This window comes from Pseudomonas sp. 91RF (assembly GCF_003576265.1).
GTDB lineage: Bacteria > Pseudomonadota > Gammaproteobacteria > Pseudomonadales > Pseudomonadaceae > Aquipseudomonas > Aquipseudomonas kribbensis.
This window is the reverse complement of the sequence record NZ_QWFC01000022.1, coordinates 1-26,274: the sequence shown is the minus strand read 5'-3', so window position 1 is coordinate 26,274 and position 26,274 is coordinate 1. Positions and strand designations below refer to the sequence as shown.

Genomic DNA, 26,274 nt, shown 5'->3' with positions numbered 1-26,274 from the left:
TCAATACTTTGCCCTGTCTGAGCCCATGAACCAGCTCGATTGGGCCCCCACGTTCATGTGACTGGCCCAGTCAGTAAGTCTGGCTTGGTCTTACGGATTAATTCGTCGAATCCGCCAGGGCTTTTTCCACAGGAGTCTTTCTGGAGCGAACCAGTTTCAGTGTTTTCTTTCCGAGCTCAAGCCCGTATTTCTCGACGCTGATATGGAGCAGATAGCACATGATCACAAGTATCGTGAATATTTGCAGGCTTTGGGGTACGGCCACGATTCCAATCTTTGCGACGACTATTTGTATGTAGTCCCACATCCACTTATGGAACAGGTAAATGGCATAAGTGAGATTGGATGCAATGCCGATGATCGGGCCGTACTGCATGCGGTCTCTCAGCACCCAGCCGACGCCAAAGATCACGAGAGCAAAAATGCCATAGTTGCTGTTCATCCAGGCAGGATGATTTTTGGAGATCATGAAGAAGAACAGTACGAGCATGGATAAGCTCGCAAAGACACATAGGTTTCGTATGTCTTTGTTCATTTCATACAAGTAGAAGCAAGCACCAACAAGAAGGAACACGCCGTAGGTACTCAGGTACCCATGGGAGAACTCGGTGGTCACAGGGAATGGGGGGGCAAGAAACATGACCATGGCAGTCGTAAAGAAAGCCGCCACAGCCGTTTTGGGCTTCTCCAGAATTGCGAAATGTCGCAGCAGTGCCATGTAGAAATAGAAGCAAACCTCGACCCTGAGCGTCCATTCAACGCCTGTCAGGGCAAGTGGTGTGCCGAAGAAATCACCCATCAGTAACAATCTGGGTATCAGAGTGCCGATTCCAGGTAGTGCGACGCCATCAACGATTCTGGCAAGCAATGTTTCCACAATGACCGCGAAGATATACAGGGGATAAATTCTGAATATCCGCTTTACCATAAACTCGCTGGTTGTTTCGTTCTGCAAGACATGGGTAATGATGTATCCCGATGTCAGGAAAAAAACAATTACACCTGCCGCGCCACCATAGCAAAGCGGTAAGAGTGCCTCGGCGAAGTATCGTAGGGTGATGTGCAGGCTTTGGTTCTGGGATATGAACTCAAGCTTGTCGTAAAGTTTGTGGCCGACAAGTACGCTGATAAACGCAAATATCCGCATGTAATCTAAAAATACGATGCGGTCTTTAGTTTTCTGATGCGTGGGGTTCACTGTGCACTCAATCTTTTGTCAGGCAAACAGCGATTGTACCTGAACCATGCGATTTTTGAATGAGTGAGGAGCAGCGATTATCGCAGGCCTTGGCAGCGTAATGCCCGGCATTAGTGCACCAGGGAGGCTTCGGTCTTCCGTCGTCAGACTGAGTCGACAGGAGAGGGAGAGCCTTCTCCGGGAGCGCGCAACAGTTGCTCAGTCCAGGACGGACTCGATCCTTTTCGATACAGGATGATCGTCAAAGAAATGAGGCCTGATTTCTTGAAGGGTTTTCTCAAGAAGTTTGACTCTGCGCTCTGTTTCCTTGAGCCGATTGAACAGTGCTTCGACTTCGAAACGTCTTTGCCTTGCCAGGCGACCTTTCAAAACCATCTCATGTCTTTGCGCATGGACTGGCGCAACCAAGGGCTGGGCATCGGGGGCATTCGATTGAGCGACGACAATTTCAGGGACGGTCAAGGTGTTCCAGGTTTTTTTAACTTGTGACGGCATCCTGCTGTCTCCACGGTGGCTGTTCAGAAATATTATTATTCGATACTGCAGCTAGCGGCGGGTTCACCTTTGTCGAATCCGCGATGACAAGGTAGCTCACAAATGCTGCAAAGGGATTGCACCGTCTTGAAGCTTTAGGCCAAATCTGACGAAAGGCGGCAAATTGCTGGCCCTCGTCACGTGAATTCATAGTCAAAATCGCCTTTTTTCAAAAGGTTAGGCTGGCCCTATGCGGACGACTGTCATCACCGTTGCAACGCTTTCCCTGACTCTCTTCGCACTGGGTGCTCAAGCGAGGGAACTGAGCAAGAGCCATCGTTTTGCTTGTACCTGGGGTTCGGACATCGCGGCCGGCGCGCAGCAATCGAAGCTGTCGGGGATTTCCCTTTATGGCGCCCGCAAGCGCTTGCAGGTGCGCAAGTTTCAGCAGCCGTGGATGCGCATGACCGCGATGGGCATCACGGAGCAAACCTATAACAGTACCTCGCGTCTCAAGCCCGCAGCCGTCAAGCAGACCTACTATGAACAGTGCGTGAGACATGAACTGGCTCAGCGATAAACAAAAAGCCCGACCTGAAGAGGTCGGGCTTTTTCATGTCTGGTGCAACGGCTGCTTCACTTGTCGCTTTCGCAATTGACCATCCACGACACGCCAAAACGATCCACCAGCATGCCGAAACGCGCGGCCCAGAACGTGGCCTCCAGTGGCATGTCCACCCGACCGTCCTTGGCCAAGGCATTGAAGACTCTTTCAGCTTCGGCGACGGTGTCGACGTTCAGGGAAACAGAGCAACCGCTCATGCCTTGGGTCGGGCGGTCGGGCGTAGTGTCTGAAGCCATGATCATCTGGTCACCCACCTTCAGGCAGGTATGAATGATCAGGTTGTGGTGCTCTTTCGGCACGTGCTCGGCGGCAGGCGTTTCGCCGAACGTCATCATCGCCTCGAGCTTGCCTTGAAGGCATTGTTCGTAAAACGTGAAGGCGGCACGACAGTCGCCGTTGAAGATCAGGTACGGGTTGATTTTCATGGTAGTGCTCCCGAACGGGCAGTGAAACGCAGCGCGGCCGGGTGTGCCGAGGCTGCGTCATGGATTGACTCCATCCAGCAAAGCCTTGGATCGAAGGAATGCCAGTCAGTGTGGTAATTATTTACATCGGGATGACCAATGGTCTCTGTCTTCAGGAGTCGCGCGCGCCTTGCAACAACGTTGCGCCTGCGACGCGTGCGGCAGGCTTGGTTTGCATCAAGGCATCTATCGCCTTGCGATAGTTTTGTCCGCCCAATGCCATGCTGTTGTTGTGCGTCCCGCCGGGCACCAACAGCAATCGCTTGGGTTGGCTGGCGGCCGCGAACAGTTGCTCGCTGAAGCGTGACGGCACAAACGCATCGGCCAGACCGTGCACCACCAGCAACGGCATATGGATGTCGGCAATCTTGTCGATGGAGTCGAACCTCTGCGACAACAACCAGCGGACGGGCAGGGACGTGTTGGCCACCGCCGCAGCGACGTCGGCCAGTGAAGTGAAGGTGGACTCGATCACCAGGCCCCGGACCGGCAGCGGCGTATGGTTTCTGGCGGCGTCCCGGCCCAGTTCGGCGGCGAGGTCGATGGCGACGGCACCACCGAGGGAATGACCATAGATCAGGCGTTTGCCGGGGTCGGGTTGAAGTTGCTGGAAGCGTTCCCAGGCTACCCGTGCATCCTCATAAACAGTGCTTTCTGACGGCAAGTCACCATGACTCTGGCCAAAACCACGGTAATCGATGGCCAGTACCGAATAACCCGCCGCGCGCAGCTGTTCGATACGGAACAGTTGCCCGGTCAGATTCCAGCGTACGCCATGCAGGTAAAGGATGGCGGGGGCATTGGCCCGTTCCGCCGGCCACCACCAGGCATGAATGTTCTGCCCGGCCTTGAAGCTTTTGGGCTTCAGATCCAGTTCCTGAACGCTGCCGGGCAAGCCGTGATACCAGCCGGCTGTGCCCGGTTCGATGCGAAACAGCAGTTTGCGTTCGGTGTGCTCCAGTACGGCGCAACTCGTCGGCAGGCCGATGATCAGGGCGGCCATGCAAGCGAACGCCAGTCGACGGCGTCGGAGTCGGGTCATGAAGGCAAGGAACATGGACGGTTTCACCACAGCACGGACAAAGAAGGCTTTTTACCAGATGCCTTGATTCCCGCGTGACAATTTCGACCGTCGCCCGCCAGCAATCTTTACAAAACGATGCTGTGATTCATGCCACGTCCAGCACGATTTTGCCGATGTGATCGCCCGCCTCCATGTGTGCGTGGGCCCGGGCCACGTCGGTGAGCGGGTAAACCTTGTCGATGATCGGCAGGCAACGCCCGGCGGCCAATACCGGCCAGACATGCTCGCGTAATTGATCGGCGATGGCAGCCTTTTCCGCAGATGTACGTGCGCGCAACAAGGAACCGGTGACCACGGCCCGTTTGCCGAGAATGGTCAGCAGGTCGACATCGTTGGCACGGGCACCGCCGAGGAAACCCAACATCACCACGCGGCCATCCATTGCCAGGGCGCTGAGGTTGGCATTCAGATACGAGCCGCCCATGATGTCGAGGATCACATTGACGCCCTGGCCGTTGGTTTTCTCGGCGATCACGGCAGCGAAATCCTGCTCGCGATAGTTGATCGGCTCACCGCCCAATGCACGGATAGCCTCACATTTGTCGGCACTGCCGGCGGTGGCGAAGGCTTCGATGCCGAACTCTCGGCACAGCATCAGTGCGGTAGTTCCGATGCCACTGGTGCCACCGTGAATCAACACACGTTGGCCACGGCTGGCACCACCGAGACCGAACAGGTTGGCCCATACCGTGAAAAAGGTTTCGGGGATCGCCGCGGCCTGAACCCAGTCGACCCCGTCCGGAATCGGCAGAGTCTGGCCCGCCGGAACGGTGCAGTATTCGGCATAACCACCACCATTGGTCAGCGCGCAAACCCTGTCGCCCACGGCAAAAGTGCTGACACCCGCACCCAGCGCCACGACTTCTCCAGCCACTTCCAGGCCGGGAATCGGGTTCATGCCGGGTCTCATCGGGTATTTGCCCGCGCGTTGCAAGGCGTCCGGCCGATTGATGCCGGCAGCGTGCACGCGGATCAGCAGCTCGCCCTGCGCGACGACCGGCAGCGGCACACGACGTGGTTGCAGAACGTCGGGAGCACCAGCCTCGGTGATTTCGATGCGGGTCATTTCAGTGGGCAAAGTCATGTCGGTTCCTGTCGTGCTTTGGGGCGTTTGGCCCCGTGAAAGGTTCATGACGACCAGCATATCGGCTATCTTGGCTGCATAAATGCAGCGATTTTGCTTGCTGGTGATGCGATTCTGCATCGTGAGAGGACAGCATGAACTGGGATGATGCACGGATGTTTCTGGCGGTCTGCCGCGAGTCGACATTACGCGGTGCCGCGCGAGTATTGAGGGTAGACCAGGCCACGGTCGGGCGGCGTATTGCGGCACTGGAAAAGTCGCTGAATGCCACGTTGTTCCTGCGGACTTCCGAGGGGTATGCCTTGACTGCAATGGGCGAAGCCGCCCTCAAGGCAGTCGAGAAAATGGAGCATTCGGCGCTGGAGCTGGAGCGGCAGATCCAGGGCCTGGATGATCGCCTGACCGGAAACGTGCGGGTCAGCACCACCGATTCGCTGGCCATCGACTTCCTGATCCCGGCCATCGCGCGCTTGCATGGGCAACACCCTGACGTGCGTGTGCAACTGGACGCCTCCACGCAGATGCTTAACCTGGCCAAGCGCGAGGCTGACATTGCCGTACGCAACGCCCGACCGGAAAAACCTGACCTGATCGCCCGGCGCCTGGCGCGCTGGCCTGTGGGGTTGTTCGCATCCCGGGCCTATGTGGATGCCCATGGCGTGCCAACGCCAGGCACCGCGTTCGAGGGCCACGATCTGGTGGTCTACCAACCGTACCTGCAAGGCAACAAGGAGATCACCCTGGCAGGCGAGCCGGTGAGTCGCGGGCGTATTGTCGCAAGCCTGAATTCGAGCCTGTTGATACGGCGCTCGATTGCGGCCGGTCTCGGTGTAGGAGAAATTCCGATATACATGGGAGAACGCGATGGCCTGGTCAGGCTCTGGCCGGACCGCACGCGACTGCTTCCCTATGAGGTGTGGCTGGTGACCCATGCGGATTTGCGCCATACGGCGCGGGTGAGGGCGGTGATCGAGCAGATTGTCGAGGCGTTTGCGCTGGAAAATGAAGAGCTCATTCAGACCGTGTAGGACGGCTACGTACCCCGGCGACATTGCCTACATCCGCGCCAGAATCCGCTGTCTTGTCAGTTTTTTGCCCGAGTTCTATCGTTTCTCAAACCTTGGGCGAGCAGGCAAAGCACTCCAGGGTCATCAATTCAGGGAAGTATTGATAAACGTCAGAGGTGTGGAGTTGATTGCAAGGGAATTCAGCCAATTTCAAACAGGTGGCATGGTCGGGCAAACGGACAGTGCGGGAATTATGAACTACATAACGAGAGACGAATTCAGCGCCAGAATCGAAATCATCGAGACCAGAATCGATGCACGGATCGAATCGATGTCCGCGAAAATCGATGGTTTTCTCATCGAGCAGGCCGAGCGAGACAGGGCACGGCTCGAGCAGGAGTGCATTCAGGAAAATGTGCGGCTGGAGCAGGAGAAGGCTCGACAAGAGGATTGGCGGAAGGACGAGAAGGCTCGACAAGAGGATTGGCTGAAGGAAGAGAAGGTTCGGCAAGACGATTGGCTGAAGCGAGACAAGGCTCAGGAAAAAGTGCGTCTGGCCAGGGAGCGGCATCTGGAGGAGATTCGTCAGGAGAGGGAAAAAGCTCGACTGGAAAGAGAAGAAGAATCCAGAAAGGCCTGGCAGGAGCGCGAGAAGTCACAGGAGAAACTCCGACTGGAGCAAGAAAAGGCTCACCTTGAGCGTGATGCACGTTATGCGTCCATGGCGGCTCGCTCGGACCGGGCTATGGAGCGGTTAGACGAGTCAATGAGAATGGTCTCGACAATCAAGGCGAACTACTGGGCGGCGACTACCGTTCATTTTCTGGGAATGGTTGCCATTCTTGTAGGCTCCTACTACGCGAATCAGTCAAATGTGCTTGTGACGATGCAGACCACCCTGGCAATGGTCCAGTCAGTGAAGGAGGCTGGAAATACCGTACCGGCAGTTTCGACGACCTTGTCCGCAGAATGAAAAACGGCCTTGAACGAAGGCCGTTTTTTGTGCTCGATGAAAACCAGACTGCCTCATGGCATTTCCGGCAACTCCTGTGGCCGCAGATCAAACACCAGTACTTCGGCATCCTGGCCATTGCTCAGGGTCAGCGCCTGTTCTTCACGAACCCGAACACCGTCGCCTTCCTTCAACTGCACGCCGTTCAGTTCAACACTGCCGCGAGCAACGTGCACGTAGGCATAGCGGTTTGCAGGCAGTTCGAGTGTGGCGCTTTCCTGGCCATCGAACAGTCCGGCATACACGCGTGCATCCTGGCGAACTTTGAGCGAGCCGTGGCTGCCTTCGGGCGAGATGATCAGTTGCAGGCGACCGCGTTTTTTCTGTTCGCTGAAGTGCTCCTGTTGATAACGCGGTTTTGCGCCGCTCACGTCCGGCACGATCCAGATCTGCAGGAAGTGCACAGGCTTGGTCGCCGAATGGTTGAACTCGCTGTGGGCCACGCCACTGCCGGCGCTCATCAGTTGCACGTCACCGGGGCGGATGACCGAACCGGTACCGAGGGTGTCCTTGTGTTCCAGCGCGCCGTCGAGCACATAGGAGAAAATCTCCATGTCGCGGTGCGGGTGCTGGCCGAAGCCTTTGCCGGCGGCGACGCGGTCATCGTTGATCACCAGCAGGTCGGAGAAACCCTGCTCACGCGGGTCGCGATAACTGGCGAAAGAAAAGGTGTGGAACGACTTCAACCAGCCATGATTGGCCAGACCACGGTCGGAAGCATTGCGAAGGGTCAGCATGATGAAATCTCCTTTCAGGACGTTGATTCGTCCGAGTGAGGAGAAGGTTAATGTTTATTCTGGCGTGCAATAAGTAGGTAAAAACTGAAACACTGTCCCTTCATGGTTGACAGTTGTGTGCGCCAGTTCACGCATTCTTTTTCAACGTTTGCGCTGTACTTGGCCATAATGCGGCAACTTATAACTGTTCATTGATTTCAGTGATGTCTGCTTATGAAAACCGTGGCAATGGTGTTGTTTCCCGAGTTTCTACTGCTCGATATGGCCGGGCCGCTGGAAGTGTTTTCGGTTGCCAACCGATACCTGAAGCCGGAAGACCACTATCAACTGACGCTCCTGGGGACTGAACGCGGGCCGCTTCGCGCCTCCAACGGTGTGCAGGTGCATACCGACCGGCATATCGACGAAGCCGGCGATCGCTATGACCTGCTGCTGGTGCCGGGCGGCCCCGGGGCCTACAACGAAAAATGTCCACCGCTGCAGGCCTGGCTGCAAGGCGCGGTGGGTCGTGCCGAGCGCTACGGCTCGATTTGCACGGGGGCTTTTGTGCTGGGTTACGCCGGATTGCTCGACGGCTACCGCGTCACTACCCACTGGAATTACACAGAGCGTCTGATCAAGGGCTTTCCCAAGGCAGATGTCGCCACCGACCAGATTTTTGTCGAGGATCGCAACCTGATCACCTCCGGCGGCGTCACCGCCGGTATCGATCTGGCGCTGGCGGTGGTAGCCCGCGATCATGGCAAAAAGCTTGCTCAGGACGTGGCCAAAGTGCTGCTGGTGGTGATGAAGCGTCAGGGCGGACAGGCGCAATTCAGTCCGTTGATGGCGGCAGTTTCGCCCCAGGAAACCCCCATCACCCGGGTACAGAATCACGTTCTGGAACACCTTGAAGAAAGCTTCACCATCGAACGCATGGCAAGCCTTGCGAACATGAGCGCTCGCCATTTCGCCCGGGTGTTCACCCGCGAGGTCAACATGACGCCCATGGAGTTTCTGCAAAGTGCACGCATCGATTGCGCGCGCAATCTGCTGGAAACCAGCGATCTGCCGTTGAAGACCGTCGCCTACAAAAGCGGTTTCGGCAGCGTGCGGCATATGCGTTTTCTGTTCGGCGAAAAACTCGGGCTGACCCCGGCCCAGTACCGCGAACAGTTCAGCTAGAGCGGTTTTGTCCGTTACGGGCATCCGGATGTCCGTGCCGGGCCCCGTGTGGTGGTTGTACCGTCATCGAGGCCTGCCAAGATAACGGACATGAACAGCCTCGACGAATTGAGCTCGGCGTCGGTCCTGCGTTTCGGACCGTACGCGTTCCATTTGCGCCAACGGCTGATCCTCGAAGGGGATCGGCAACTGCGCATGGGCGGCCGTGCGCTGGACATTCTGCAAGTGCTGGTCGAGCGCGCCGGACGGGTGGTCAGCAAAGAGCAATTGATCGCGCTGGTGTGGCCGAACTCGGTGGTCGAAGAGATCAACCTGCGGGTGCACATCGCGGCGTTGCGCCGGGCCCTCGGCGATGGCGAGAGCGGGCAGCGCTACATCGTCAACGTGCCGCAATGCGGGTACAGCTTCGTTGCGCCGGTGCAGGGTGACAGCGTCGCGCAAGTGGTGTTCGAAAGCCTGCAAGTGCCACAGCATAATCTGCCGGCACGGCTGACCCCTGTTACGGGTCGTGATTCACTGGTCGGCGGTCTGGTGCGGCAACTGCCGCTGTCCCGACTGATAACGGTGACGGGGCCTGCCGGCGTCGGCAAAAGCACCGTGGCACTGCGCGCAGCGGAACTGCTGCTGCAACATTTTCGTGACGGCGTGTGGCAGGTGGACCTGTCGCTGATCGACGAAGGCGTCCCGCTGCTCGATCACCTGCTGAAAACCCTCGACATCGATTTCGCCACATTGGCAGCGCGCCACGCCTTGCTGGTGCTGGACAACTGCGAGCACTTGCACGAAGTCTGCCGGAGCCTGCTGCAAAATCTGCTCGAGGCCGCGCCCCGTCTGTCGATCCTGGCCACCAGCCGCGAGCCGTTGCGTCTCGGTCTGGAAGTCCAGCAGCCACTGCCGCCGCTCACCACTCCTAAAACCTCGGCGCTCAACAGCGTCGACGAGGTCATGGGTTATTCGGCGGTGCAGCTGTTTGTCAGTCGTGCACGTGCGCGTCAGCACGGTTTCCATTTGCGTGAGCAGGATCTGGAAACCGTGCGCGATATCTGTCGACGGCTCGACGGCCTGCCGCTGGCGATCGAACTGGCAGCGGCGCAGATCGATGCAGTGGCGTTGGTCGGCATGCAGGCGCAACTGGACCACGGTCTGCAAGTCCTGAGTCACGGCCGCCGGACCGCCGTACCACGCCATCAGTCGATGTGTGCCGCGCTGGACTGGAGCTATCAGCGCTTGAGCGAGCATGAACAACGCGTGCTGCAACGCCTGTCGGTGTTCAAGATGGCATTCACCCTGGATGCCGCCATCGGCGTGATCAGTTGCGCGCAACTGCCACCTTCGATGCTGGTGTCAGTGGTTGAACAGCTGGCGGCCAAATCGTTGCTGACGGTAGACCGATCCAGTGGAACGCTGCGTTATCGAATGCTCAACACCACGCGCCGCTATGCCCGCGAACGGCTGGAGCAGGGTGGCGAACTGAATGATGTCGAGCGTCGGCACGCGCGCTACCTGGGCCGCACCCGACCAGCCTCAAGCGGCCGACTGACCGCGCAATTCGTCGAGCAGTAAACGCACCTTGCGCAAGTCCGGGGTGGCGTAGCCTTCGGTGAAGCGCTGGTAGATCGGCGTCAGCAATTCAAGCGCCTCACGATAGCGCGACTGGCGTTGCCACAGCTGGGCCAGCGACGTCGCGCTGCGCAGTTCCCAGGCCAGGGCACCTTGTGTCCGCGCAATCGCAAGGGACTGCTGCAAGGCGCTTTCGGCCGTGTGCTGACAGGGCGATTCAGCGGCCAGCAATCGCTCCGCCCGAGCCCGAAAAATCTCCGCCGTGCTCCAGCCGGCCGCGCCGTTCTGTGCCCGCTCCAGCAAGGCATCATCAACGAAACCCGGGTCCAGCGTGACCATGATTTCCCTGACCAGACCGCTATCGGCAGGCGGGATGGCGGGGGCTCTATCGGCATCGATCACCTGCGCATAGTGCCGCGCCCACGTGTAGAACAGCAGCACCGAATGCTTCTGCGCCTGTTCCAGCAACAGTTGCAGCAGTGCGCGGGCGTTCTGCACATCGCCGTTGTAATGGGCGATCAGGCACGAGGCGAGGGCCAGGGTGTAGCAGATCGAGGTGCCATGGTTGATCTGCACCGCGATATCCAGTGCCTGCCGCGCCGTGCGCCAGGCCTGCTCGGGAAAACCTTGCAGCCATAACACCCGGGCGAGGACGGTCAATGAGGCGACGCTCTGGTCGTATTGCACGCCGAAGCCGTGGGTGAAACGGTTGAGGTGGCCGCTGTGGGCCATGCGCTGGATCACCTGTTCGGCGTGGATCCGCGCCTGATGCTGATCGCCGGCGTAATGCAACGCCAGCACCCGCAAGCGGTGGGTACTCAAGGACAACTGCGCATCGCCGTGCACACCGAGGCTTTCGAATTGTTCGCTTTGCTCGAGCGCCATCCGGTAATGGCCGCAACTGAGGTTGACCGCCATGTGTCCCGACACGGCGCGCAATTGGCCGGCCATGTCGTCGTGCTTTTGCGCCAGAAGGCGGGCGCTGACGAAGGCTTCTATGGTTTCCGGTGTGCCGCCCCAGGTGTGATAGCAGGCGCTGCCGAGGGCCAGTTTCAAGGCGATTTCCAGCCGTGGGCAAGGCTCGTCCGATGACTCCAGCAACGCGAGTGCCCGGCGCACATGAACGCCGTACTCCTTGAGCAGGGACAATTCCTGCCACAACGGCGCCGAAGTCGCCGTCAGTCGCACGCCGAGAGGACGCGAGCCTTCATCGTTCAGCGTCCAGTCAAGCGCCGCCCGCAGGTCTTCGAGGCCTCGGGCGTAGCGCTCGATCCAGACGGCGGTCGGCGTGTTCTCCCAATCGGCCTGGGCCTGATGCATCAGCGCCAGGCAGCGTTCGGCATGACGTTCGCGGGTTTCGCCGAGTTCGGAGGCCTGTTCGAGTTTTTCCAGGGCATAGCGGCGGGTGGTATCGAGCAGGCGATAGAACACCTCCTCATCGCCGACTTCGACGTTGAGCAGCGACTTGGCGACCAGTTGCGTGATCGAGGCGAACACTTCGCCCGGCTCGATATGCTGGCCGACGATGACCGCCGCCGCAGATTCCAGCGTGAAAGCACCACGAAACACACCCAGTCGGCGCAGGCCGGTCTGTTCGCAGCCGTTGAGCAGGTTGAAGCTCCAGTCCAGCGTGGCCCGCAGGGTTTCATGCCGACCGAGATGAGTCTGATTGCCGCTCGGCAAGCGCCCCTGAAGCTGACTCAGCAAACCGTCCAGCCCAAGGCTCGCCACCTGCGCGGCCGCCAGTTCCAGCGCCAGCGGGATGCCATCCAGCCGCCGGCAGATTTCGATGATCAAGGGCAGGTCGGCATTGCCCGGCTCGAAGTGCTCGTGGGCGGCCATCGCCCGTTCGACGAACAGTTGCAGTGCGGAAAACCCCATCGCCTGATCACGATCCAGAACCGCAATCGGCGGCGGGCAGTCGAGGGACTCCAAGCGTTGTACGTACTCGCCCTCGGCGCGCAGGCTTTCGCGGCTGGTGGCCAGGATGTGCACCTGCGGCGCGCCGCGCAGAATGCTTTCGCTAAGCAGCGCCACGGCGTCGATCAAGTGCTCGCAGTTATCGATCACCAACAGCAGCTGTCGCTCACGCAAGCTGTTGATCAGGCAGGCCATCGGTTCACTGTCATGCAGCGAAAGGTCCAGCAAGGCGGCGAGGTGCGAGCAGATCGAGCCCGGATCGTTGAGCGGCGCCAGATCCAGCAGACGGATGCCGTCGCGATAGCGGCCGATCAATTGTTCGGCGACGCGCAGGGCCACGGTGGTCTTGCCGATGCCGCCGGGGCCGACCAGGGTGATGCAGCGCTGGCGCGGCAATTGCGCCATCAGGCTGTCGACCACCGTCTGGCGCCCGATCATCCGCGTGCGGCGTAGCGGCAGGTTGTGTCGGCCCGGGTTGGCGGTGGCGGGACGTTGTTCGATGGATTGCTGCAGGACCGGCGCGACGAAGCTGTATCCGCGTTGCGCCACCGTGACGATGTAGCGCTGCCCGGCCTGACCGTCGCCGAGGGCCTTGCGCAGCGCTGCCATGTGCACCCGCAGATTGATGTCTTCCACCACGCTGTCCGGCCAGACCCCGGCGATCAATTGCTGCTTGCTCACGACCTCGCCGGCGTTGGCCAGCAGGATCAGCAGAATGTCCATGGCACGGCGGCCCAGGCGCAAAGGCTGGTCGCCTTCAAGCACCAGCCGCTGTCCGGGGTGGATCCGATAGGGGCCGAAACCGATGGCCTGATTCGGGGAAAGACTCAACCGCTCACTCCTTGGATCTTTTTTATGATCCTGGTCCGTCGGGGTGAAGAATCCGTGACGGGCAGGGCGGTCAACAACTTGAGGGGCACGCAAGCCGTCTGATCCGCAGTATCCGGGCATATTCCCCATGATCGGTCGTCGACGCAACGTGTACAAAGGGCAATCGCTTGCACACGGGGCGTCGCCTGCTGCAATAACCACTGTATTCAAAGGCCGAAACCTGTGCCCGTTCGCCCGACAGCCGGGAAAAATTAACAACGATTAACTCGTCCGCGCCCGTTCCAGAGCCAAAACTCCAAGGCAATGGAATGCATACGTCCGGAGGACGCTGCGATGAGCAAGGTAGTGGTGGTCTATCACAGTGGCTACGGGCACACCCGCGTCATGGCCCAGGCTGTGGCCCAAGGTGTGGAACGCCACGTTGGCAGCACTTGCCTGTTGCTGGCGGTGGAAGACGTGGAAACCCGCTGGGATGACCTGCACCGCGCCGACGCCATCATCTTCGGCGCGCCGACCTACATGGGCAGCGCTTCGGCGGCATTCAAGCAGTTCATGGAATCCACGGCCTCGTTCTACCTCGCCCGACCGTGGCGCAACAAACTCGCGGCGGGTTTCACCAATTCCGGCAGCCTGTGTGGCGACAAGCTCAATACCCTGCTGCAAATGGCGGTGTTTGCCGCCCAGCATTCGATGATCTGGGTCGGGCTCGATCTGTTGCCGGCGCGTGCACGCGAAGGTGTTTTCGACGGCCAGTTGAATCGCCTCGGCAGCTCCCTCGGCGCCATGTCCCAATCCTCGGTCGAGCAACCGCCCGAACAAGCCCCTCCGCCGGAAGACCAGTTGACCGCCGCGCACCTGGGCGAGCGGGTAGCACGACTGGCTCAGCGTATGGCGCGGGAATGAAACTGCCTCAGCGGTTTTTCATGACCTGACACCGCCACGCAAACGGATTGATTCCTTCGCTGCGGGTGAAGATGTGACAGAAGTGCGCTTGATCGCAGAAGCCGCATTCCAGGCTGATCTGCGTCAGGCTGTGGTTGGTGTGCTGGATTAACAGCTTGGCCCGGGCGATCCGCTGGGTGCGGATCCAGTCTTGTGGCGAGAGCCCGGTGCTGCACTTGAACGCCCGGGAAAAGTGACTGCGTGACAATGAGCAGGCGCTCGCCAGTTCGGTGACTTCAAGGCTGTCGCCCAGGCGTTCGAGGATGAGTTGTTTCACCAGCCGCTCGCGCTGCGGGCTGAGGCCGCCGGTGCTGGTTTTGCGGGGTTCGCTGGCAGGGGCGAGGGCGACGGTTTGCTGTGAGTGAGCCATGGCCAATGTCCGTGTCGAGGGGGGAAGGCACGGTCAGCGCTTTCCCTCAGGTCAATAAAACAACGCTGCGCAGAGGGATTCATTGTTTGGCGAGGGGCGAAAGCTGACGAGTTAAACGTTGTTAATTTCGCGGCCAAAGCTGATTTCGAATGGCCGCCGATCAAGTAAAGTGCGTAGCACTTGCGCCTGGCCCAAAAGGAAAAAACGCCCATGAACCGAAACGATCTGCGCCGCGTCGACATGAACCTGCTGGTGATTTTCGAAGCGTTGATGTTCGAAAAGAACCTGACCCGCGTCGCCGAAAAACTGTTCATGGGCCAACCGGCAGTGAGTGCGGCACTGGGTCGACTGCGCGATCTGTTCGACGATCCGCTGCTGCTGCGCAACGGTCGCGGCATGGAGCCGACAGCGCGGGCGCTGGCGATTCTTCAGGAACTGCAACCGGCGATGGACGTGATTTCCGGCGCGGTCAGCCGGGCCAAGGAATTTGATCCGGCGACCAGTTGCGATGTGTTCCGCATCGGCCTGTCGGATGATGCCGAGTTCGGTCTGTTTCCACCGCTATTGCGCCAGTTGCAGGAAGAGGCACCGGGAATCGTGGTCGTGGTGCGCCGCGCCAACTATCTGTTGATGCCGACATTGCTGGCGTCCGGGGAAATCTCCGTCGGCGTGAGCTACACCACCGATCTGCCGGCCAACGCCAAGCGCAAGAAACTGCGCGACATTCCTTGCAAGGTCCTGCGCGGCGACAACCGCCCGGGTCCGCTGACTCTCGACGAATACTGCGAGCGGCCTCATGCGATGGTGTCGTTTTCGGGGGATCTGAGCGGCAACATCGATGTGGACCTGGCCAAGGTCGGCCGCAGCCGTCGGGTGGTGCTCGGGGTGCCGCAGTTCAGCGGTTTGCGCGCGCTGCTGGCGGGCACCGAGATGATTGCCACCGTGCCGGATTACGCCGCGTGTGCGTTGGTAGAAGGTTGTGCGTTGCGGGCCGAGGATCCGCCGTTTCCGATTGATGCGGCGCAACTGTCGATGGCCTGGAGCGGGGTGCATGACAACGATCCGGCGGAGAAATGGCTGCGGTCGCGGATCAGTCAGTTCATGTCGGTGTCGCTGGATATTCCGGTGGTTTAGTGCGGTGTTGAAAGGTGTTTAAGGTTACCTCCGGTAAGCCACAACGCCTTGCGCCTTTGCCTACGTGTACGCCAGAATCCGCCGGCTTGTGCGCTTTTGGGGTGGGTCTTATCGTTTCCGGGTCGCTGACGAATCAGCGATCGGGTCTCGCAGCCCGCGATCTCTGGACGCACAACATCCTCCGGTTTTATGGCGGCTGTACGTGGGAGACCCTCGGGTCTGCCGGTTCTAGAGTCCCGGTCTGCGACCCGCGTATGGCTGCCACCCCTTCGTATCGCAGCGAATCGTGGCGGCTCAATGACTCTGGAGATTAAACCATGATCAAACCCACGCCCAACCCGCCTGAAACCGACACTACCTCGCCCTACGAAACCCTCGACTCCAAGAAATTCCACGAAGCCGCCGAACGCGCCCTCGATCACTACCTCAATCCGCTCCTCCCCAGAAAACCGCTGCTCAAACACAACGCGCGCTACCTTATCGCGCCCGGTATCGACAGTGAAGAACTGCTGGCCGACGCCTGCGAAACCCTGACCTCGGCCAAAAGCATGGCCACCGACTTCGCCGGGCTGGTGGACGGCTCGAGTCGGCATGTGCTGCTGGGGATTGCGCAGTTGATCATGCTCGGTGAACTGGCGGTGAATCGGGTAATGGATAACCTGGAAGTGGCGGCTGATCCGGCTGCGTGATCCGGTATTGATAAAACGGCCTGCGGGCCGTTTTTAATGACTGGTCAAAACCTGCCATCTTGGCAAGTCACCGCATTGACCACTCGTTGCTACTGTCAAAGTTGACAGTAGCGACACTCCTCTCGATTGGCGTTCGATGGCACATGCCCACGCAAATTAAGCCGAGCCAGCGAAGGAGCGTCCCATGAGTACCCAAAATCCATTCTTTACTTACTGCACAACGTATCCCGGCGGACTCCCGATTCCGCCTGGCACCAGTACCCCCTCAACCGGAATCGAGTTGGGAGGAAGTGGTCCGGCGGGTGTTCCATTTGTGATCACGGACAACGGCTCGGTAGTGGCCAGTGGAGTGTTCAATCAAAGCGGCGCATTCATCCAGCAGCTGGTGAATCTGGCTCAGGGGCCTCATCGCTTTGAATTGCGGGAAAATGCCAGTTTACCGGCAACAGATGTATGGATGCTGACTGTGGGGTCGACTGCTCCGCTAACCATTGATCAACGGCCCATGCGTCTGGATGGTGTCATGGTCAGGAGTTATGTCTCTGGGGCTCTCAATGGTGTCGATGCCATTGGAAATACCGAGGTACGAGTGGCGTCCGGTGGTCATCCTCCCTACACCTATCGGTCCAACAGCAATATTGCCACGGTAGATGCATACGGCAAGGTAACCGGGATGAGCAATGGTTCGGCCACCATCACGGTTACCGATTCTCGGGGCGCACGGGTCGAATACATTGTTCTCATTTCCAATGTCTTCGGCCTTTGGGTTTACCACACCGGTTATCCATTTACGTATGCCAAATACCTGGCTCACCAGAACCAGCAGGGATACAGCGGTCTTACACCCGCTTTGCGTGCAGTCATGCAGCGTTGTTATACATCGCCATGGTTGGTCTGGGGGGTAGAGCACCCGAATGCCTGGACCGGGGCTGTGGCAGGGGAGGTCTATAACAGCCCCACAGGCAATTTTTTCATGGCTGATGTGAACTCCAGTCAAAACTATGGCCTGGGCTTTTACCTGTATCCCGCAGTTATCAATGGTGCGGGTTCGATGTCGTCCACCATGGACGACACGATGGTCGTTGTCCCGCCGCCCAACGCAACGGGAGGTTTGTCAAATGCATCCTTTCCTGTTCTTCCACTGACAGATCCCGGTTCAATGTCTTATGGCGTGCTCGCCACAAATACTCAGGATCCCTCTTTTATCTATTGCACGACTCTGGGCGGGACCGATATCCCAAATCCAGGTAACGCTCCCGCCGCAGGCTTTGAGTTAGGCGCTACGGGGCCGGCGGGAGAGTCGTTGGAAATTACCGATACACTGAACGGCGCCCTCAAGGTCGTGAGCCCGCCCGGCAGCGTATTCAATGCCAGTGGCAGGTTTATCCAGCAGGTGCTTGGCCCGGCCGCCGGAGCACATGTCATGGGGTTGCGCAAAAATGCCAGTTCACCGTCGACTTCCAACTGGGTGCTGACAGTGGGCAACAGCAGTCCGCTGACAATCGATCTATCTCCCCTGATGCTTAACAAGTATTCGTTCTTCAATAACAACGGCTGGCTTTACATCCCCGAGAATGAAAGCAGCGCGACTCGTGCTGCGATCGGTGGCGTACCTCACTATGTTTACAGATCGGCGAATCAGAATATCGCCACTGTCGACGCCAACGGGAAAGTGATTGCCAGCAGGAACGGTGCGACAACCATCACCGTGACAGACGCTGCGGGCAGCAGTCTTTCCTACACTGTCCGGGTCTCCAACGTTTATGAAACGAAGACAAATGAAGGGTTTTTGACAGCCGATGAGGCAAGAGCCTGGGTGATCAGTGTAGGCGGCAATGTCGATACCCACGTCGAGTATCTGCAGATCACTCATATTGCCAACTGGGCTCTATATGTCTTCAATAATCGAATCTATCCAGATCCGCTCTGTGAGCGATTTACTCAGATCCAGTCACTGGGCATGGCATTCCGGCAATGGAGTGGCACGAGTCTGGGAGGCGCTTATTGGCCTTGGGGCAGCCCCAAACGCATGAGAGTCATCACTTCAGTCCCTACCTAGCGGCTTTGTCCAAAAAGAGCACACCCATCCAATTTCCCCCCGATCAATCGTTGCAACATTGCCTGCAATGATTGATCAAGGATGGGCCCATGAACGCTGTACAACGCAATGACCAGGCGCAAGATCTCGGCCTGCTGTTCCTGCGGGTCGCCGGCGGACTGTTTCTGTTGTTCGTCCACGGCTTGCCCAAGCTGCTGGACTTCACTGCGCAGCTGCAGCTGATTGAAGACCCGTTTCACCTCGGCGCCCACCTCACGTTGATTCTGGCGATCTTCGCCGAAGTCCTCTGTCCGCTGCTGATCGTCGCCGGGTTACTGGTGAGATTGGCGTGCTTGCCTATTCTGTTTGTGCTGCTGGTGGCGCTGTTCATCGTGCATCCGCAATGGAGTGTGGCCGAAGGGCAGTTCGGCTGGTTGCTGTTGATCCTCTTCACCACAGTTCTGATCGCCGGGCCCGGACGGCTGGCGCTCAATGCCCGTTTGCCCGGAGTGCTCCGTTATGCCTGATACCCAGACCCTTAGAAAACCGGGAACCGAAGAAACCGTGACGCTGATCGTCAAGCACCGGGTCAAGGCCGGTTTCGAGCAGCCCTACGAAGCCTGGCTGCGCAATATCGTCAGCGTGGCGGGGCGTGAAGAAGGACACCTGGGCGTGGACGTGATGCGCAGCAAACAGGGTGGCCTCGCGCTGTTCACCTGCGTGCTGCGTTATTGCTCGACCGAGGCGATGCAGCGCTGGCTCGACTCGCCGCAGCGTCAGGCATTGATCGAAGAAGCTGCACCGATGCTCGCCGACGGCGACCAGACCGAGGTCAATGCGGCCAACGAGTTCTGGTTCACGCCGCTGGTCGACGCTGCCACGCCGCCGCCACGCTGGAAGCAGGCCGTCGTGACGCTGTTCGTGATTTTGCCGCACACCTTGCTGGTGCCGTTGATCTGGGGGCCGCTGCTGCAACTCAATGCCTTCCTGTCCAACTACGTGGTCGCCACGTTCCTGATCACCCTGACCATCGTGCTGTCGGTGGTGTACGTCTGCATGCCGGCCGCGACCCGTCTGTTCGCACCGTGGCTGGCGGCCAGTCAGCCCCATGAGCACCTGGAATCCAACGCCAATCCGCCGCGCTGAAGTGGCGGGTACTGGCTTCGTTTCACTTATCTCGAAGGAACTGCGATGAACGCCGATCTGATTCTGTTCAATGGCCAATTTCATACGGTAGACCGCGAAAAACCACTCGCCAGCGCCGTGGCGATCAAGGACGGCCGCTTTGTCGTGGTCGGTAACGATACGCAGGCCATGGCCCTGCGCGGTGCCGGCACCCAGGTGGTCGATCTCAAGGGCCGTTGCGTGATCCCCGGCCTCAACGACTCGCACCTGCACCTGATTCGTGGCGGTTTGAACTACAACCTCGAACTGCGTTGGGAAGGCGTGCCGTCCCTGGCCGACGCGCTGCGCATGCTCAAGGATCAGGCCGACCGCACGCCGACCCCGCAATGGGTGCGCGTGGTGGGTGGCTGGAACGAATTCCAGTTCGCCGAAAAACGCATGCCGACCCTCGAAGAAATCAACCAGGCCGCGCCGGACACCCCGGTGTTCATCCTGCATTTGTACGACCGCGCGCTGCTTAATCGCGCCGCACTGCGCGTCGCGGGCTACACCCGCGACACGCCGAACCCGCCGGGCGGCGAGATCGTGCGCGATGCCAACGGTAACCCGACCGGCATGCTGGTGGCGCGGCCGAACGCGATGATCCTGTACTCGACCCTGGCCAAGGGGCCGAAGCTGCCGCTGGAATATCAGGTCAACTCGACCCGCCAGTTCATGCGCGAACTCAATCGCCTCGGCTTGACCAGCGCCATCGATGCCGGCGGCGGTTTCCAGAACTACCCGGACGATTATCAGGTGATCGAACAACTGGCCAAAGACGACCAGTTGACCGTGCGCATCGCCTACAACCTGTTCACCCAGAAGCCGAAAGAAGAGCTGACCGATTTCCAGAACTGGACCGGCAGCGTCAAGCTGCATCAGGGCGATGATTTCCTGCGTCACAACGGCGCTGGCGAAATGCTGGTGTTCTCGGCAGCGGACTTCGAAGACTTCCTCGAACCGCGCCCGGACCTGCCGCAGACCATGGAGCAGGAGCTGGAGCCGGTGGTGCGCCACCTGGTCGAGCAGCGCTGGCCGTTCCGTCTGCACGCCACCTACAACGAATCCATCAGCCGCATGCTGGATGTGTTCGAGAAGGTCAATCGCGACATCCCGTTCAACGGCTTGCCATGGTTCTTCGACCACGCCGAAACCATCACTCCGCAGAACATCGAGCGGGTGAGGGCGCTGGGCGGCGGCATCGCGATTCAGGATCGCATGGCGTTCCAGGGCGAATACTTCGTTGATCGCTACGGCAAGCAGGCCGCCGAAGCCACGCCACCGATCAAACGCATGCTCGCCGAAGGTGTGCCGGTCGGCGCGGGCACCGATGCCACCCGGGTATCGAGCTACAACCCGTGGACTTCGCTGTACTGGATGGTCAGTGGTCGCACCGTTGGTGGTCTGGCGCTGTACGAAGAGGGCTTGCCACGCACCACCGCGCTGGAACTGTTCACCCACGGCAGCGCCTGGTTCTCGTCCGAACAGGGCAAGAAGGGCCAGATCAAGGTCGGGCAACTGGCGGATCTGGCGGCACTGAGCGCGGACTTCTTCCATGTCGAAGAAGAAGCGATCAAGTGGATCGAGTCGGTACTGACCGTGGTCGGCGGCAAGATCGTTTACTCCGCCGGCGACTTCGAAGACCTCGGCCCGCGTGCCTTGCCGGTACTGCCGGACTGGTCGCCGGTGGTCAAAGTCCCTGGCCACTGGCGCCCGAATTCGCCATTGCAGGCCCAGGTGCACCAGTGCAGCGGCCCGTGCGCGGTGCATACCCACAGCCATGAAAAAGCCCGGATGTCGAATGCGCCGGTCAGCGATTTCGCCGGTTTCTGGGGCGCATTCGGTTGTTCCTGCTTCGCTTTCTGATCCCGTAAACGGCGCCGGTCTTCGTGGCCGGCGCTTGCCGCATCACCCATCCCCGAGGAGTTTCACATGAGCAACGTTCCTTACAAACGCCTGAACAAAGACGACGCCGTGGTGCTGCTGGTCGACCACCAGACCGGTCTGATCTCGCTGGTGCAGGATTTCTCGCCGAACGAGTTCAAGAACAACGTGCTGGCCCTGGGCGACATCGCCAAGTTCTTCAACCTGCCGACCATCCTCACCACCAGCTTCGACAGCGGCCCGAACGGCCCGATCGTGCCTGAGCTGAAAGCCCAGTTCCCGGACGCGCCGTTCATCGCCCGTCCTGGCCAGATCAACGCCTGGGACAACGAAGACTTCGTCAAGGCGATCAAGGCCACCGGCCGCAAGCAACTGATCATCGCCGGTGTGGTGACCGACGTTTGCGTGGCGTTCCCGACCCTGTCGGCCATCGCTGAAGGTTTTGAAGTGTTTGTAGTGACCGACGCTTCCGGCACTTTCAACACCACCGTTCAGCAAGCAGCCTGGGCGCGTATGTCGGCTGCCGGTGCACACCTGCTGAACTGGTTCGCGGTGGCGTGCGAGCTGCAGGTTGACTGGCGCAACGACATGGAAGGCCTGGCGAATCTGCTGTCGGAACGCCTGCCGAACTATCGCAACCTGATCAACAGCTACACCAAGTTCACTGCCAAGTAATTGGGAGAAGAAAAATGCCCGCTGAAGAGCGGGCATTTTTTTGTTTGCCGAAAAGGGCTCAGCGCTTTTGCAACCACCCAAAAAACCCGCCCTTGCGAACCGGCAAAGGCTTGGCCATCAACGCCAGCCGACTGTTCTGCTGCCTTACCGCCTGCAATTTGTTCAACGCCTGGCCGACTTCGCTACGCTGTTCCATGCACTGGCGGGTGAGGTTCTTGTCGAGGCGATAAATGATCGAAGAGGTCAGCGCCGTGAACGTCGCCTGCGAAGGTGTATCCGCCAGAATGCTCTGTTCACCCATGACTTCACTCGGTCCCATGCGTCCGGCCTCGGTGAAACCATTGCCGTCCGGCACGCTGGCGCTGACCACGCCGGTGGCGATCACGAACAGGCTGTCGGGGACTTCCTCCAGACCGAGCACCACCTGCCCGGCGCTGTACTGTTGCGCGACCATCGATTCGGCGAGGCGATCGCGTTCTTCATGGCTGAGCGAGCGGAAGATTTTCACTTCATCGAGCAAGGCACGGGCGCGGGTCGAGGGTTCGATCACACCGTCCGGATGGCGCGAGATGCCGGCCGCTTCGAGATGGCGGTGGGCGAGGTCGAACAGTTGATTGCGCACTTCGCCTTTCTTGCCCAGTTCAGCGATGAAGCCGCTGGCCACGTATTCCGACATGTCTTCGCCGGCCTCTTTCAGCAGCGCTTTCGGCGCAGGCGACAGCAACAGACTGCTGCTGCCTTGCAGAGTGCGGTCGAGGGCGTCGAGCACCCGGCGCGGGCGGATATGGTTCGGCACCTTGATGCTGATCGACACGCCGTGCAGGTTGTTCGGGCGGCTGAGGTTGACGATCTTGGCCTTGGCCGCCACCGAGTTCGGCACTACGGCCAGGGTCCCGGCGCTGGTCAGCAGGTGCGTGGCGCGCCAGTCGATGTCGAGCACCTTGCCTTCAACGCCGTCGATCACCACGAAATCGTCCACCTGATACGGCTTGGTGGTGTTGAGCACGATGCCCGAGAACACGTCGGCCAAGGTGCTTTGCAGCGCCAGACCGACCACGATGGCGAATACCCCGGAGGTGGCGAGCAAGCCTTTGACCGGCAGCTCCAGCACGTAACCGGCCGCCGCGACGATGGCCGCCAGAAACACCAGCGCACCGATCACGTCCTGCAACAACCGGCCGCTGTGGCCGATGCGCCGCATCAGAATCAGACCGATCACTTCGGTCAGCGCCCGCGCAGCGTACAGCCACCAGAAAATCCCCAGCGCCGTCGCCCCCAATTGCGCCACTTGATCATCGGCAAACAACGGCGCCTGCAACGGGCTGACGCCGGCATTGATGATCAGCGCGCTGAAGGCCAGGAACAGCACCAGCCGCACACCGACCCGTTGTGCGCGATGCTTGAACGGGACGAGATGCCAGAGCAGGGCGTCGAGCACCAGCAGCAGGGCGCTCCAGGACAGCAGGTGGGCAGAAAAAAGGCTCATGGGATGCACTCCGGCGGGCACAAAAGAAAACGCCACACCCGAAGGTGTGGCGAGGGGTTGCACTCAGTTCAGATGGGTCTTCAGTTCCGCCGCAGCCTGGCGCACGGCGGCTTTCACTTCAGGTATCCCGTTGAGCGGGTTGAGCAGACCGAAGTCGTGAATCATCCCGTTGTAGCGCACCGAGGTCACCGGTACACCGGCGGCGTCGAGGTGGCGGGCGTAGCCTTCGCCTTCGTCACGCAGCACGTCGAACTCGGCGGTCTGCACCAGCGCGGCGGGCAAGCCCTTGAGCTGTTCGGCGCTGGCGTTGAGCGGCGAGGCATGGATCTGCGCACGCTCGGCCGGGTTGGTGGTGTAGTTGTCCCAGAACCACTGCATCATGCCCTTGGTCAGGAAGTGGCCCTCGGCGAACTGCTGGTACGAGCCGTTATCGAAACCGGCATTGGTCACCGGCCACATCAGCAACTGGAAGCGCAGGGCCGGGGTTTTCTGTTCCTTGGCCATCAGCGCCACGACCGCCGCCATGTTGCCGCCGACGCTGTTGCCGGCCACCGCCAGGCGCTTGCCATCGACGCCGATGTCCTTGCCGTGCTCCGCCACCCACTTCGTCGCGGCATAAGCCTGATTGATCGCGGTCGGGTACTGCGCTTCCGGCGATGGCGTGTAATCGACGTACACCGCGACCGCGCCAGAACCCACCACCAGATCACGAATCAGGCGCTGGTGTGTCGGGAAGTCACCCAGCACCCAGCCGCCACCGTGGAAGAACATGAACACCGGCAGCTCGCCCTTGACCTTGGCCGGGCGCACCACCTTCAGGTTGATCGTCTGGCCGTCGACCTTGATCGCCTTGTCGCTGACTTCAACGCCCGACAGGTCAACCTTCACCGAAGCCTGGGCGCCGGTCAGCACCGCGCGGGCGTCTTTCGGGCTCAGTTGCTCCAGCGGTTTGCCACCGCCGGCGGCGAGGGCATCGAGGAAGGCCTGGGTGTTGTGTTCGACGCCAGTGCCTTCGGCGGCGAATGCGTTGCCGATGGACAGGGCGAGGAGGGAAGCGACGAGGGTTTTCTTGATGTTCATGTGTAATTCCTTTTTAAGTCGTTTGAGTTTTTGTATGCCTTGGGATCGGGCTGCTGTGGCGCTGGGCTTCAGGCCTCAGCAACACCGTGAGCACAGATTAATGAGGTGCCGGAAAGTGAAAAAGCGGCTATAAAGCGTTTAACTGTCAACCAGAGAGTGACAATGAACCCGTTCGAAGACATGCGTATTTTTTGCCAGGTGATGGACTCCGGCAGCTTCACGGCGGCGGCCGATCAGTTGGGCCTGTCCAAGCAGTTCGTCAGCCGTCGGTTGATGCAACTGGAGGAGCGCCTCGGCGTGCGCTTGCTCAACCGCTCGACCCGGCGCCTGGACGTGACACCGCTGGGCCAGAGCTATTACGAATCGGCGCAGCGGCTATTAAGCGAAGTCGAACAGGTGGAGCAGGGCATCGCCGGACAGACCGCCGAACCGCGCGGGACGATTCGTGTGAGCGCGCCGCTGTCGTTCGCGGTGGCGCATCTGGGTTGTCTGCTGCCGCTGTTCCTGCAGCGTTATCGCGAGGTGACGGTGGAGGTCGATCTGAGTGACCGCCCGGTGGACTTGCTCGGCGAAGGCTATGACCTGGCGCTGCGCATCGGTGTGCTGGAAGACTCGACCCTGATTGCCCGACGCATTGCCGCCATCGAGCGGGTGTACTGCGCCAGTCCCGCCTATCTCGCCGAGCGTGGCACGCCGGTCAAACCGGAAGATCTGCTCAACCATGACTGCCTGCCTTACGGTCACGGGCGTTCGGTGCAGTGGCGGTTCAATGCAGGGCAGGGCAAGCCGCAACTGGTGAATGTCACCGGGCGGATGCGGGTCAACAACGGTGAGTTGCTGCGGGATGCGGCGGTGGCGGGGATGGGGATTACTTACCTGCCAACGTTCATTGTCGGCGCCGCATTGAAGGACGGACGGCTGGTGCCGGTGCTGGATGATCTGCGCCCGGAGCCGTTGATCCTGTCGGCGGTGTACCCGCAGCATCGTCAGGCATCGCGGCCGGTGCAGGCGTTGATCGAGTTTTTGCGCGAGCGGCTGGATAAGACCCAAGCGATTTTGTAGCCGCTGAAAAACAGTGTGGGAGCTAGCCTGCTAGCGATAGCGGTGGGGCAGTCAATGAAGAAGGTGACTGACATACCGCAATCGCTAGCAGGCTAGCTCCCACAGGGGAAAGTATTTCAGGTTGAATCAGTTGGCGCGCTTGTCATCACCCGGCTCGCCGCCAACGTGTACGCCACGGTTATCACCGATTTCGCCAGCGCGGTGTACGCCATGGTCGTCACCGACTTGACCTGCGCGGTGCACGCCGTGGTCATCACCGACCTCGCCTGCACGATGGACCCCGTGGTCATCGCCGACTTCTCCGGCCCGATGAACCCCATGATCATCACCCGCTTCGGCGTGGGTGCCGTTGCGTCCTGAAGAGGCGCTGTCGCCGGAATGGCCCGAACCATGGTCGCTGCCGCTGTGGCCACTGTTTCCACCGCCGCCGCTGCCACTGTTGCCGTGGCTACCACCATTTCCGCCACCGCAAGACCGCTTTGGGTATCGCGCAGATCCTCATGTTGAGTGAGCTGGCCGTAAATCAGGCCTTGGATCACGTCGAGCTGAAGGACTGATCCATCCCCAATAAAAAACGCGACCCGGCAATG

24 protein-coding genes and 1 pseudogene are annotated in these 26,274 nt (G+C 59.9%); 14 read left to right on the top strand and 11 right to left on the bottom strand.

Features of this window, described 5'->3' with window-relative positions; translation table 11 throughout:
- Positions 1-97: 97 nt before the first annotated feature.
- Positions 98-1,198 carry an acyltransferase gene (locus DXT77_RS09255; RefSeq protein WP_119427430.1) on the bottom strand — a complete coding sequence of 367 codons (1,101 nt, stop codon included), beginning with the start codon at positions 1,196-1,198 and terminating at the stop codon, positions 98-100.
- Between the two features lie 198 nt (positions 1,199-1,396).
- Positions 1,397-1,693 carry a hypothetical protein gene (locus DXT77_RS29710; protein WP_147406991.1) on the bottom strand — a complete coding sequence of 99 codons (297 nt, stop codon included), beginning with the start codon at positions 1,691-1,693 and terminating at the stop codon, positions 1,397-1,399.
- Between the two features lie 229 nt (positions 1,694-1,922).
- On the opposite strand from DXT77_RS29710, the gene DXT77_RS09245 reads away from it, so the two are divergent.
- Positions 1,923-2,252, top strand: a complete 330-nt coding sequence (locus DXT77_RS09245) for a hypothetical protein (RefSeq protein WP_119427428.1) — start codon at positions 1,923-1,925, stop codon at positions 2,250-2,252.
- A gap of 56 nt (positions 2,253-2,308) precedes the next feature.
- Here the strand turns inward: DXT77_RS09245 and DXT77_RS09240 are convergent, their stop codons facing one another.
- The 3 genes from DXT77_RS09240 to DXT77_RS09230 all read right to left on the bottom strand — a co-directional run bounded on the left by DXT77_RS09240 (position 2,309) and on the right by DXT77_RS09230 (position 4,929).
- Complete coding sequence (locus DXT77_RS09240) at positions 2,309-2,722, bottom strand: VOC family protein (RefSeq protein WP_119427427.1); 414 nt, start codon at positions 2,720-2,722, stop codon at positions 2,309-2,311.
- Positions 2,723-2,873: 151 nt separating this feature from the next.
- The gene (locus DXT77_RS09235; protein WP_119427426.1) at positions 2,874-3,818 is read right to left on the bottom strand and encodes an alpha/beta hydrolase; all 945 of its coding nucleotides are present in this window, start codon (positions 3,816-3,818) and stop codon (positions 2,874-2,876) included.
- A 112-nt stretch (positions 3,819-3,930) separates the two neighbouring features.
- Positions 3,931-4,929: an NAD(P)H-quinone oxidoreductase gene (locus DXT77_RS09230; RefSeq protein ID WP_119427425.1), complete on the bottom strand. Its 999-nt coding sequence runs from the start codon at positions 4,927-4,929 to the stop codon at positions 3,931-3,933.
- Between the two features lie 134 nt (positions 4,930-5,063).
- Here DXT77_RS09230 and DXT77_RS09225 point away from each other — a divergent pair, with 134 nt between their 5' ends.
- Positions 5,064-5,957, top strand: a complete 894-nt coding sequence (locus tag DXT77_RS09225) for a LysR family transcriptional regulator (RefSeq protein WP_119427424.1) — start codon at positions 5,064-5,066, stop codon at positions 5,955-5,957.
- Positions 5,958-6,114: 157 nt separating this feature from the next.
- Positions 6,115-6,909: a hypothetical protein gene (locus DXT77_RS09220; RefSeq protein ID WP_147406990.1), complete on the top strand. Its 795-nt coding sequence runs from the start codon at positions 6,115-6,117 to the stop codon at positions 6,907-6,909.
- Positions 6,910-6,962: 53 nt separating this feature from the next.
- On the opposite strand, the gene DXT77_RS09215 is transcribed toward DXT77_RS09220, so the two are convergent.
- Positions 6,963-7,685, bottom strand: coding sequence for a pirin family protein (locus DXT77_RS09215; RefSeq protein ID WP_119427422.1), 723 nt, complete (start codon positions 7,683-7,685; stop codon positions 6,963-6,965).
- Between the two features lie 213 nt (positions 7,686-7,898).
- Here DXT77_RS09215 and DXT77_RS09210 point away from each other — a divergent pair, with 213 nt between their 5' ends.
- Both DXT77_RS09210 and DXT77_RS09205 read left to right on the top strand, forming a co-directional pair.
- Positions 7,899-8,849, top strand: coding sequence for a GlxA family transcriptional regulator (locus DXT77_RS09210; protein ID WP_119427421.1), 951 nt, complete (start codon positions 7,899-7,901; stop codon positions 8,847-8,849).
- Positions 8,850-8,939: 90 nt separating this feature from the next.
- Positions 8,940-10,412: a winged helix-turn-helix domain-containing protein gene (locus DXT77_RS09205; protein ID WP_119427420.1), complete on the top strand. Its 1,473-nt coding sequence runs from the start codon at positions 8,940-8,942 to the stop codon at positions 10,410-10,412.
- Here the strand turns inward: DXT77_RS09205 and DXT77_RS09200 are convergent.
- Positions 10,374-13,160 (bottom strand): winged helix-turn-helix domain-containing protein, encoded by a 2,787-nt coding sequence (locus DXT77_RS09200; protein WP_119427419.1) that lies wholly within the window; start codon positions 13,158-13,160, stop codon positions 10,374-10,376. The genes DXT77_RS09205 and DXT77_RS09200 overlap by 39 nt on opposite strands.
- A gap of 333 nt (positions 13,161-13,493) precedes the next feature.
- Between DXT77_RS09200 and DXT77_RS09195 the strand changes: the two genes are divergently transcribed.
- On the top strand, positions 13,494-14,063 hold the full coding sequence (locus DXT77_RS09195; RefSeq protein WP_119427418.1) for a flavodoxin family protein: 570 nt from the start codon (positions 13,494-13,496) through the stop codon (positions 14,061-14,063).
- Positions 14,064-14,070: 7 nt separating this feature from the next.
- Here the strand turns inward: DXT77_RS09195 and DXT77_RS09190 are convergent, their stop codons facing one another.
- Positions 14,071-14,472 carry a helix-turn-helix domain-containing protein gene (locus DXT77_RS09190; RefSeq protein ID WP_085712050.1) on the bottom strand — a complete coding sequence of 134 codons (402 nt, stop codon included), beginning with the start codon at positions 14,470-14,472 and terminating at the stop codon, positions 14,071-14,073.
- A 210-nt stretch (positions 14,473-14,682) separates the two neighbouring features.
- Here DXT77_RS09190 and DXT77_RS09185 point away from each other — a divergent pair, with 210 nt between their 5' ends.
- The 7 genes from DXT77_RS09185 (at position 14,683) to ycaC (ending at position 22,056) form a co-directional block, all read left to right on the top strand.
- Positions 14,683-15,606, top strand: a complete 924-nt coding sequence (locus DXT77_RS09185; protein ID WP_119427417.1) for a LysR family transcriptional regulator — start codon at positions 14,683-14,685, stop codon at positions 15,604-15,606.
- A gap of 317 nt (positions 15,607-15,923) precedes the next feature.
- Complete coding sequence (locus DXT77_RS09180; RefSeq protein ID WP_119427416.1) at positions 15,924-16,295, top strand: DUF6124 family protein; 372 nt, start codon at positions 15,924-15,926, stop codon at positions 16,293-16,295.
- Positions 16,296-16,479: 184 nt separating this feature from the next.
- Positions 16,480-18,354, top strand: a complete 1,875-nt coding sequence (locus tag DXT77_RS09175; protein WP_119427415.1) for an Ig-like domain-containing protein — start codon at positions 16,480-16,482, stop codon at positions 18,352-18,354.
- An 89-nt stretch (positions 18,355-18,443) separates the two neighbouring features.
- On the top strand, positions 18,444-18,860 hold the full coding sequence (locus tag DXT77_RS09170; protein ID WP_119427414.1) for a DoxX family protein: 417 nt from the start codon (positions 18,444-18,446) through the stop codon (positions 18,858-18,860).
- Entirely contained in the window at positions 18,853-19,479 is a 627-nt protein-coding gene (locus tag DXT77_RS09165; RefSeq protein WP_119427413.1) for an antibiotic biosynthesis monooxygenase, read from the top strand. The genes DXT77_RS09170 and DXT77_RS09165 overlap by 8 nt, the downstream gene beginning before the upstream one ends.
- A gap of 45 nt (positions 19,480-19,524) precedes the next feature.
- A complete protein-coding gene (locus tag DXT77_RS09160) occupies positions 19,525-21,363 on the top strand; it encodes an amidohydrolase (RefSeq protein ID WP_085712054.1) in 1,839 nt (612 codons plus the stop codon).
- Positions 21,364-21,429: 66 nt separating this feature from the next.
- Positions 21,430-22,056, top strand: a complete 627-nt coding sequence (gene ycaC, locus DXT77_RS09155; RefSeq protein WP_119427412.1) for an isochorismate family cysteine hydrolase YcaC — start codon at positions 21,430-21,432, stop codon at positions 22,054-22,056.
- Positions 22,057-22,114: 58 nt separating this feature from the next.
- On the opposite strand, the gene DXT77_RS09150 is transcribed toward ycaC, so the two are convergent.
- Positions 22,115-23,542 carry a mechanosensitive ion channel family protein gene (locus DXT77_RS09150; RefSeq protein ID WP_119427411.1) on the bottom strand — a complete coding sequence of 476 codons (1,428 nt, stop codon included), beginning with the start codon at positions 23,540-23,542 and terminating at the stop codon, positions 22,115-22,117.
- 63 nt (positions 23,543-23,605) lie between these two features.
- Positions 23,606-24,622: an alpha/beta hydrolase gene (locus DXT77_RS09145; RefSeq protein WP_119427410.1), complete on the bottom strand. Its 1,017-nt coding sequence runs from the start codon at positions 24,620-24,622 to the stop codon at positions 23,606-23,608.
- Between the two features lie 162 nt (positions 24,623-24,784).
- On the opposite strand from DXT77_RS09145, the gene DXT77_RS09140 reads away from it, so the two are divergent.
- A complete protein-coding gene (locus tag DXT77_RS09140; RefSeq protein WP_119427409.1) occupies positions 24,785-25,684 on the top strand; it encodes a LysR family transcriptional regulator in 900 nt (299 codons plus the stop codon).
- A gap of 126 nt (positions 25,685-25,810) precedes the next feature.
- On the opposite strand, the pseudogene DXT77_RS09135 reads toward DXT77_RS09140, so the two are convergent.
- A pseudogene (locus tag DXT77_RS09135) lies at positions 25,811-26,152 on the bottom strand (hypothetical protein); the annotation flags it as partial.
- Between the last annotated feature and the right edge of the window lie 122 nt (positions 26,153-26,274).

Bases quoted from the DNA above. Each gene is read 5' to 3' on its own strand.
- DXT77_RS09225 (WP_119427424.1), top strand. From the start codon at position 5,064: ATGAACTGGGATGATGCACGGATGTTTCTGGCGGTCTGCCGCGAGTCG.
- DXT77_RS09190 (WP_085712050.1), bottom strand. From the start codon at position 14,472: ATGGCTCACTCACAGCAAACCGTCGCCCTCGCCCCTGCCAGCGAACCC.
- DXT77_RS29710 (WP_147406991.1), bottom strand. From the start codon at position 1,693: ATGCCGTCACAAGTTAAAAAAACCTGGAACACCTTGACCGTCCCTGAA.
- DXT77_RS09145 (WP_119427410.1), bottom strand. From the start codon at position 24,622: ATGAACATCAAGAAAACCCTCGTCGCTTCCCTCCTCGCCCTGTCCATC.
- DXT77_RS09235 (WP_119427426.1), bottom strand. From the start codon at position 3,818: ATGTTCCTTGCCTTCATGACCCGACTCCGACGCCGTCGACTGGCGTTC.
- DXT77_RS09230 (WP_119427425.1), bottom strand. From the start codon at position 4,929: ATGACTTTGCCCACTGAAATGACCCGCATCGAAATCACCGAGGCTGGT.
- DXT77_RS09215 (WP_119427422.1), bottom strand. From the start codon at position 7,685: ATGCTGACCCTTCGCAATGCTTCCGACCGTGGTCTGGCCAATCATGGC.
- DXT77_RS09240 (WP_119427427.1), bottom strand. From the start codon at position 2,722: ATGAAAATCAACCCGTACCTGATCTTCAACGGCGACTGTCGTGCCGCC.
- DXT77_RS09165 (WP_119427413.1), top strand. From the start codon at position 18,853: ATGCCTGATACCCAGACCCTTAGAAAACCGGGAACCGAAGAAACCGTG.
- DXT77_RS09170 (WP_119427414.1), top strand. From the start codon at position 18,444: ATGAACGCTGTACAACGCAATGACCAGGCGCAAGATCTCGGCCTGCTG.
- DXT77_RS09160 (WP_085712054.1), top strand. From the start codon at position 19,525: ATGAACGCCGATCTGATTCTGTTCAATGGCCAATTTCATACGGTAGAC.
- DXT77_RS09150 (WP_119427411.1), bottom strand. From the start codon at position 23,542: ATGAGCCTTTTTTCTGCCCACCTGCTGTCCTGGAGCGCCCTGCTGCTG.
- DXT77_RS09185 (WP_119427417.1), top strand. From the start codon at position 14,683: ATGAACCGAAACGATCTGCGCCGCGTCGACATGAACCTGCTGGTGATT.
- ycaC (WP_119427412.1), top strand. From the start codon at position 21,430: ATGAGCAACGTTCCTTACAAACGCCTGAACAAAGACGACGCCGTGGTG.
- DXT77_RS09140 (WP_119427409.1), top strand. From the start codon at position 24,785: ATGAACCCGTTCGAAGACATGCGTATTTTTTGCCAGGTGATGGACTCC.
- DXT77_RS09195 (WP_119427418.1), top strand. From the start codon at position 13,494: ATGAGCAAGGTAGTGGTGGTCTATCACAGTGGCTACGGGCACACCCGC.
- DXT77_RS09205 (WP_119427420.1), top strand. From the start codon at position 8,940: ATGAACAGCCTCGACGAATTGAGCTCGGCGTCGGTCCTGCGTTTCGGA.
- DXT77_RS09245 (WP_119427428.1), top strand. From the start codon at position 1,923: ATGCGGACGACTGTCATCACCGTTGCAACGCTTTCCCTGACTCTCTTC.
- DXT77_RS09210 (WP_119427421.1), top strand. From the start codon at position 7,899: ATGAAAACCGTGGCAATGGTGTTGTTTCCCGAGTTTCTACTGCTCGAT.
- DXT77_RS09180 (WP_119427416.1), top strand. From the start codon at position 15,924: ATGATCAAACCCACGCCCAACCCGCCTGAAACCGACACTACCTCGCCC.
- DXT77_RS09175 (WP_119427415.1), top strand. From the start codon at position 16,480: ATGAGTACCCAAAATCCATTCTTTACTTACTGCACAACGTATCCCGGC.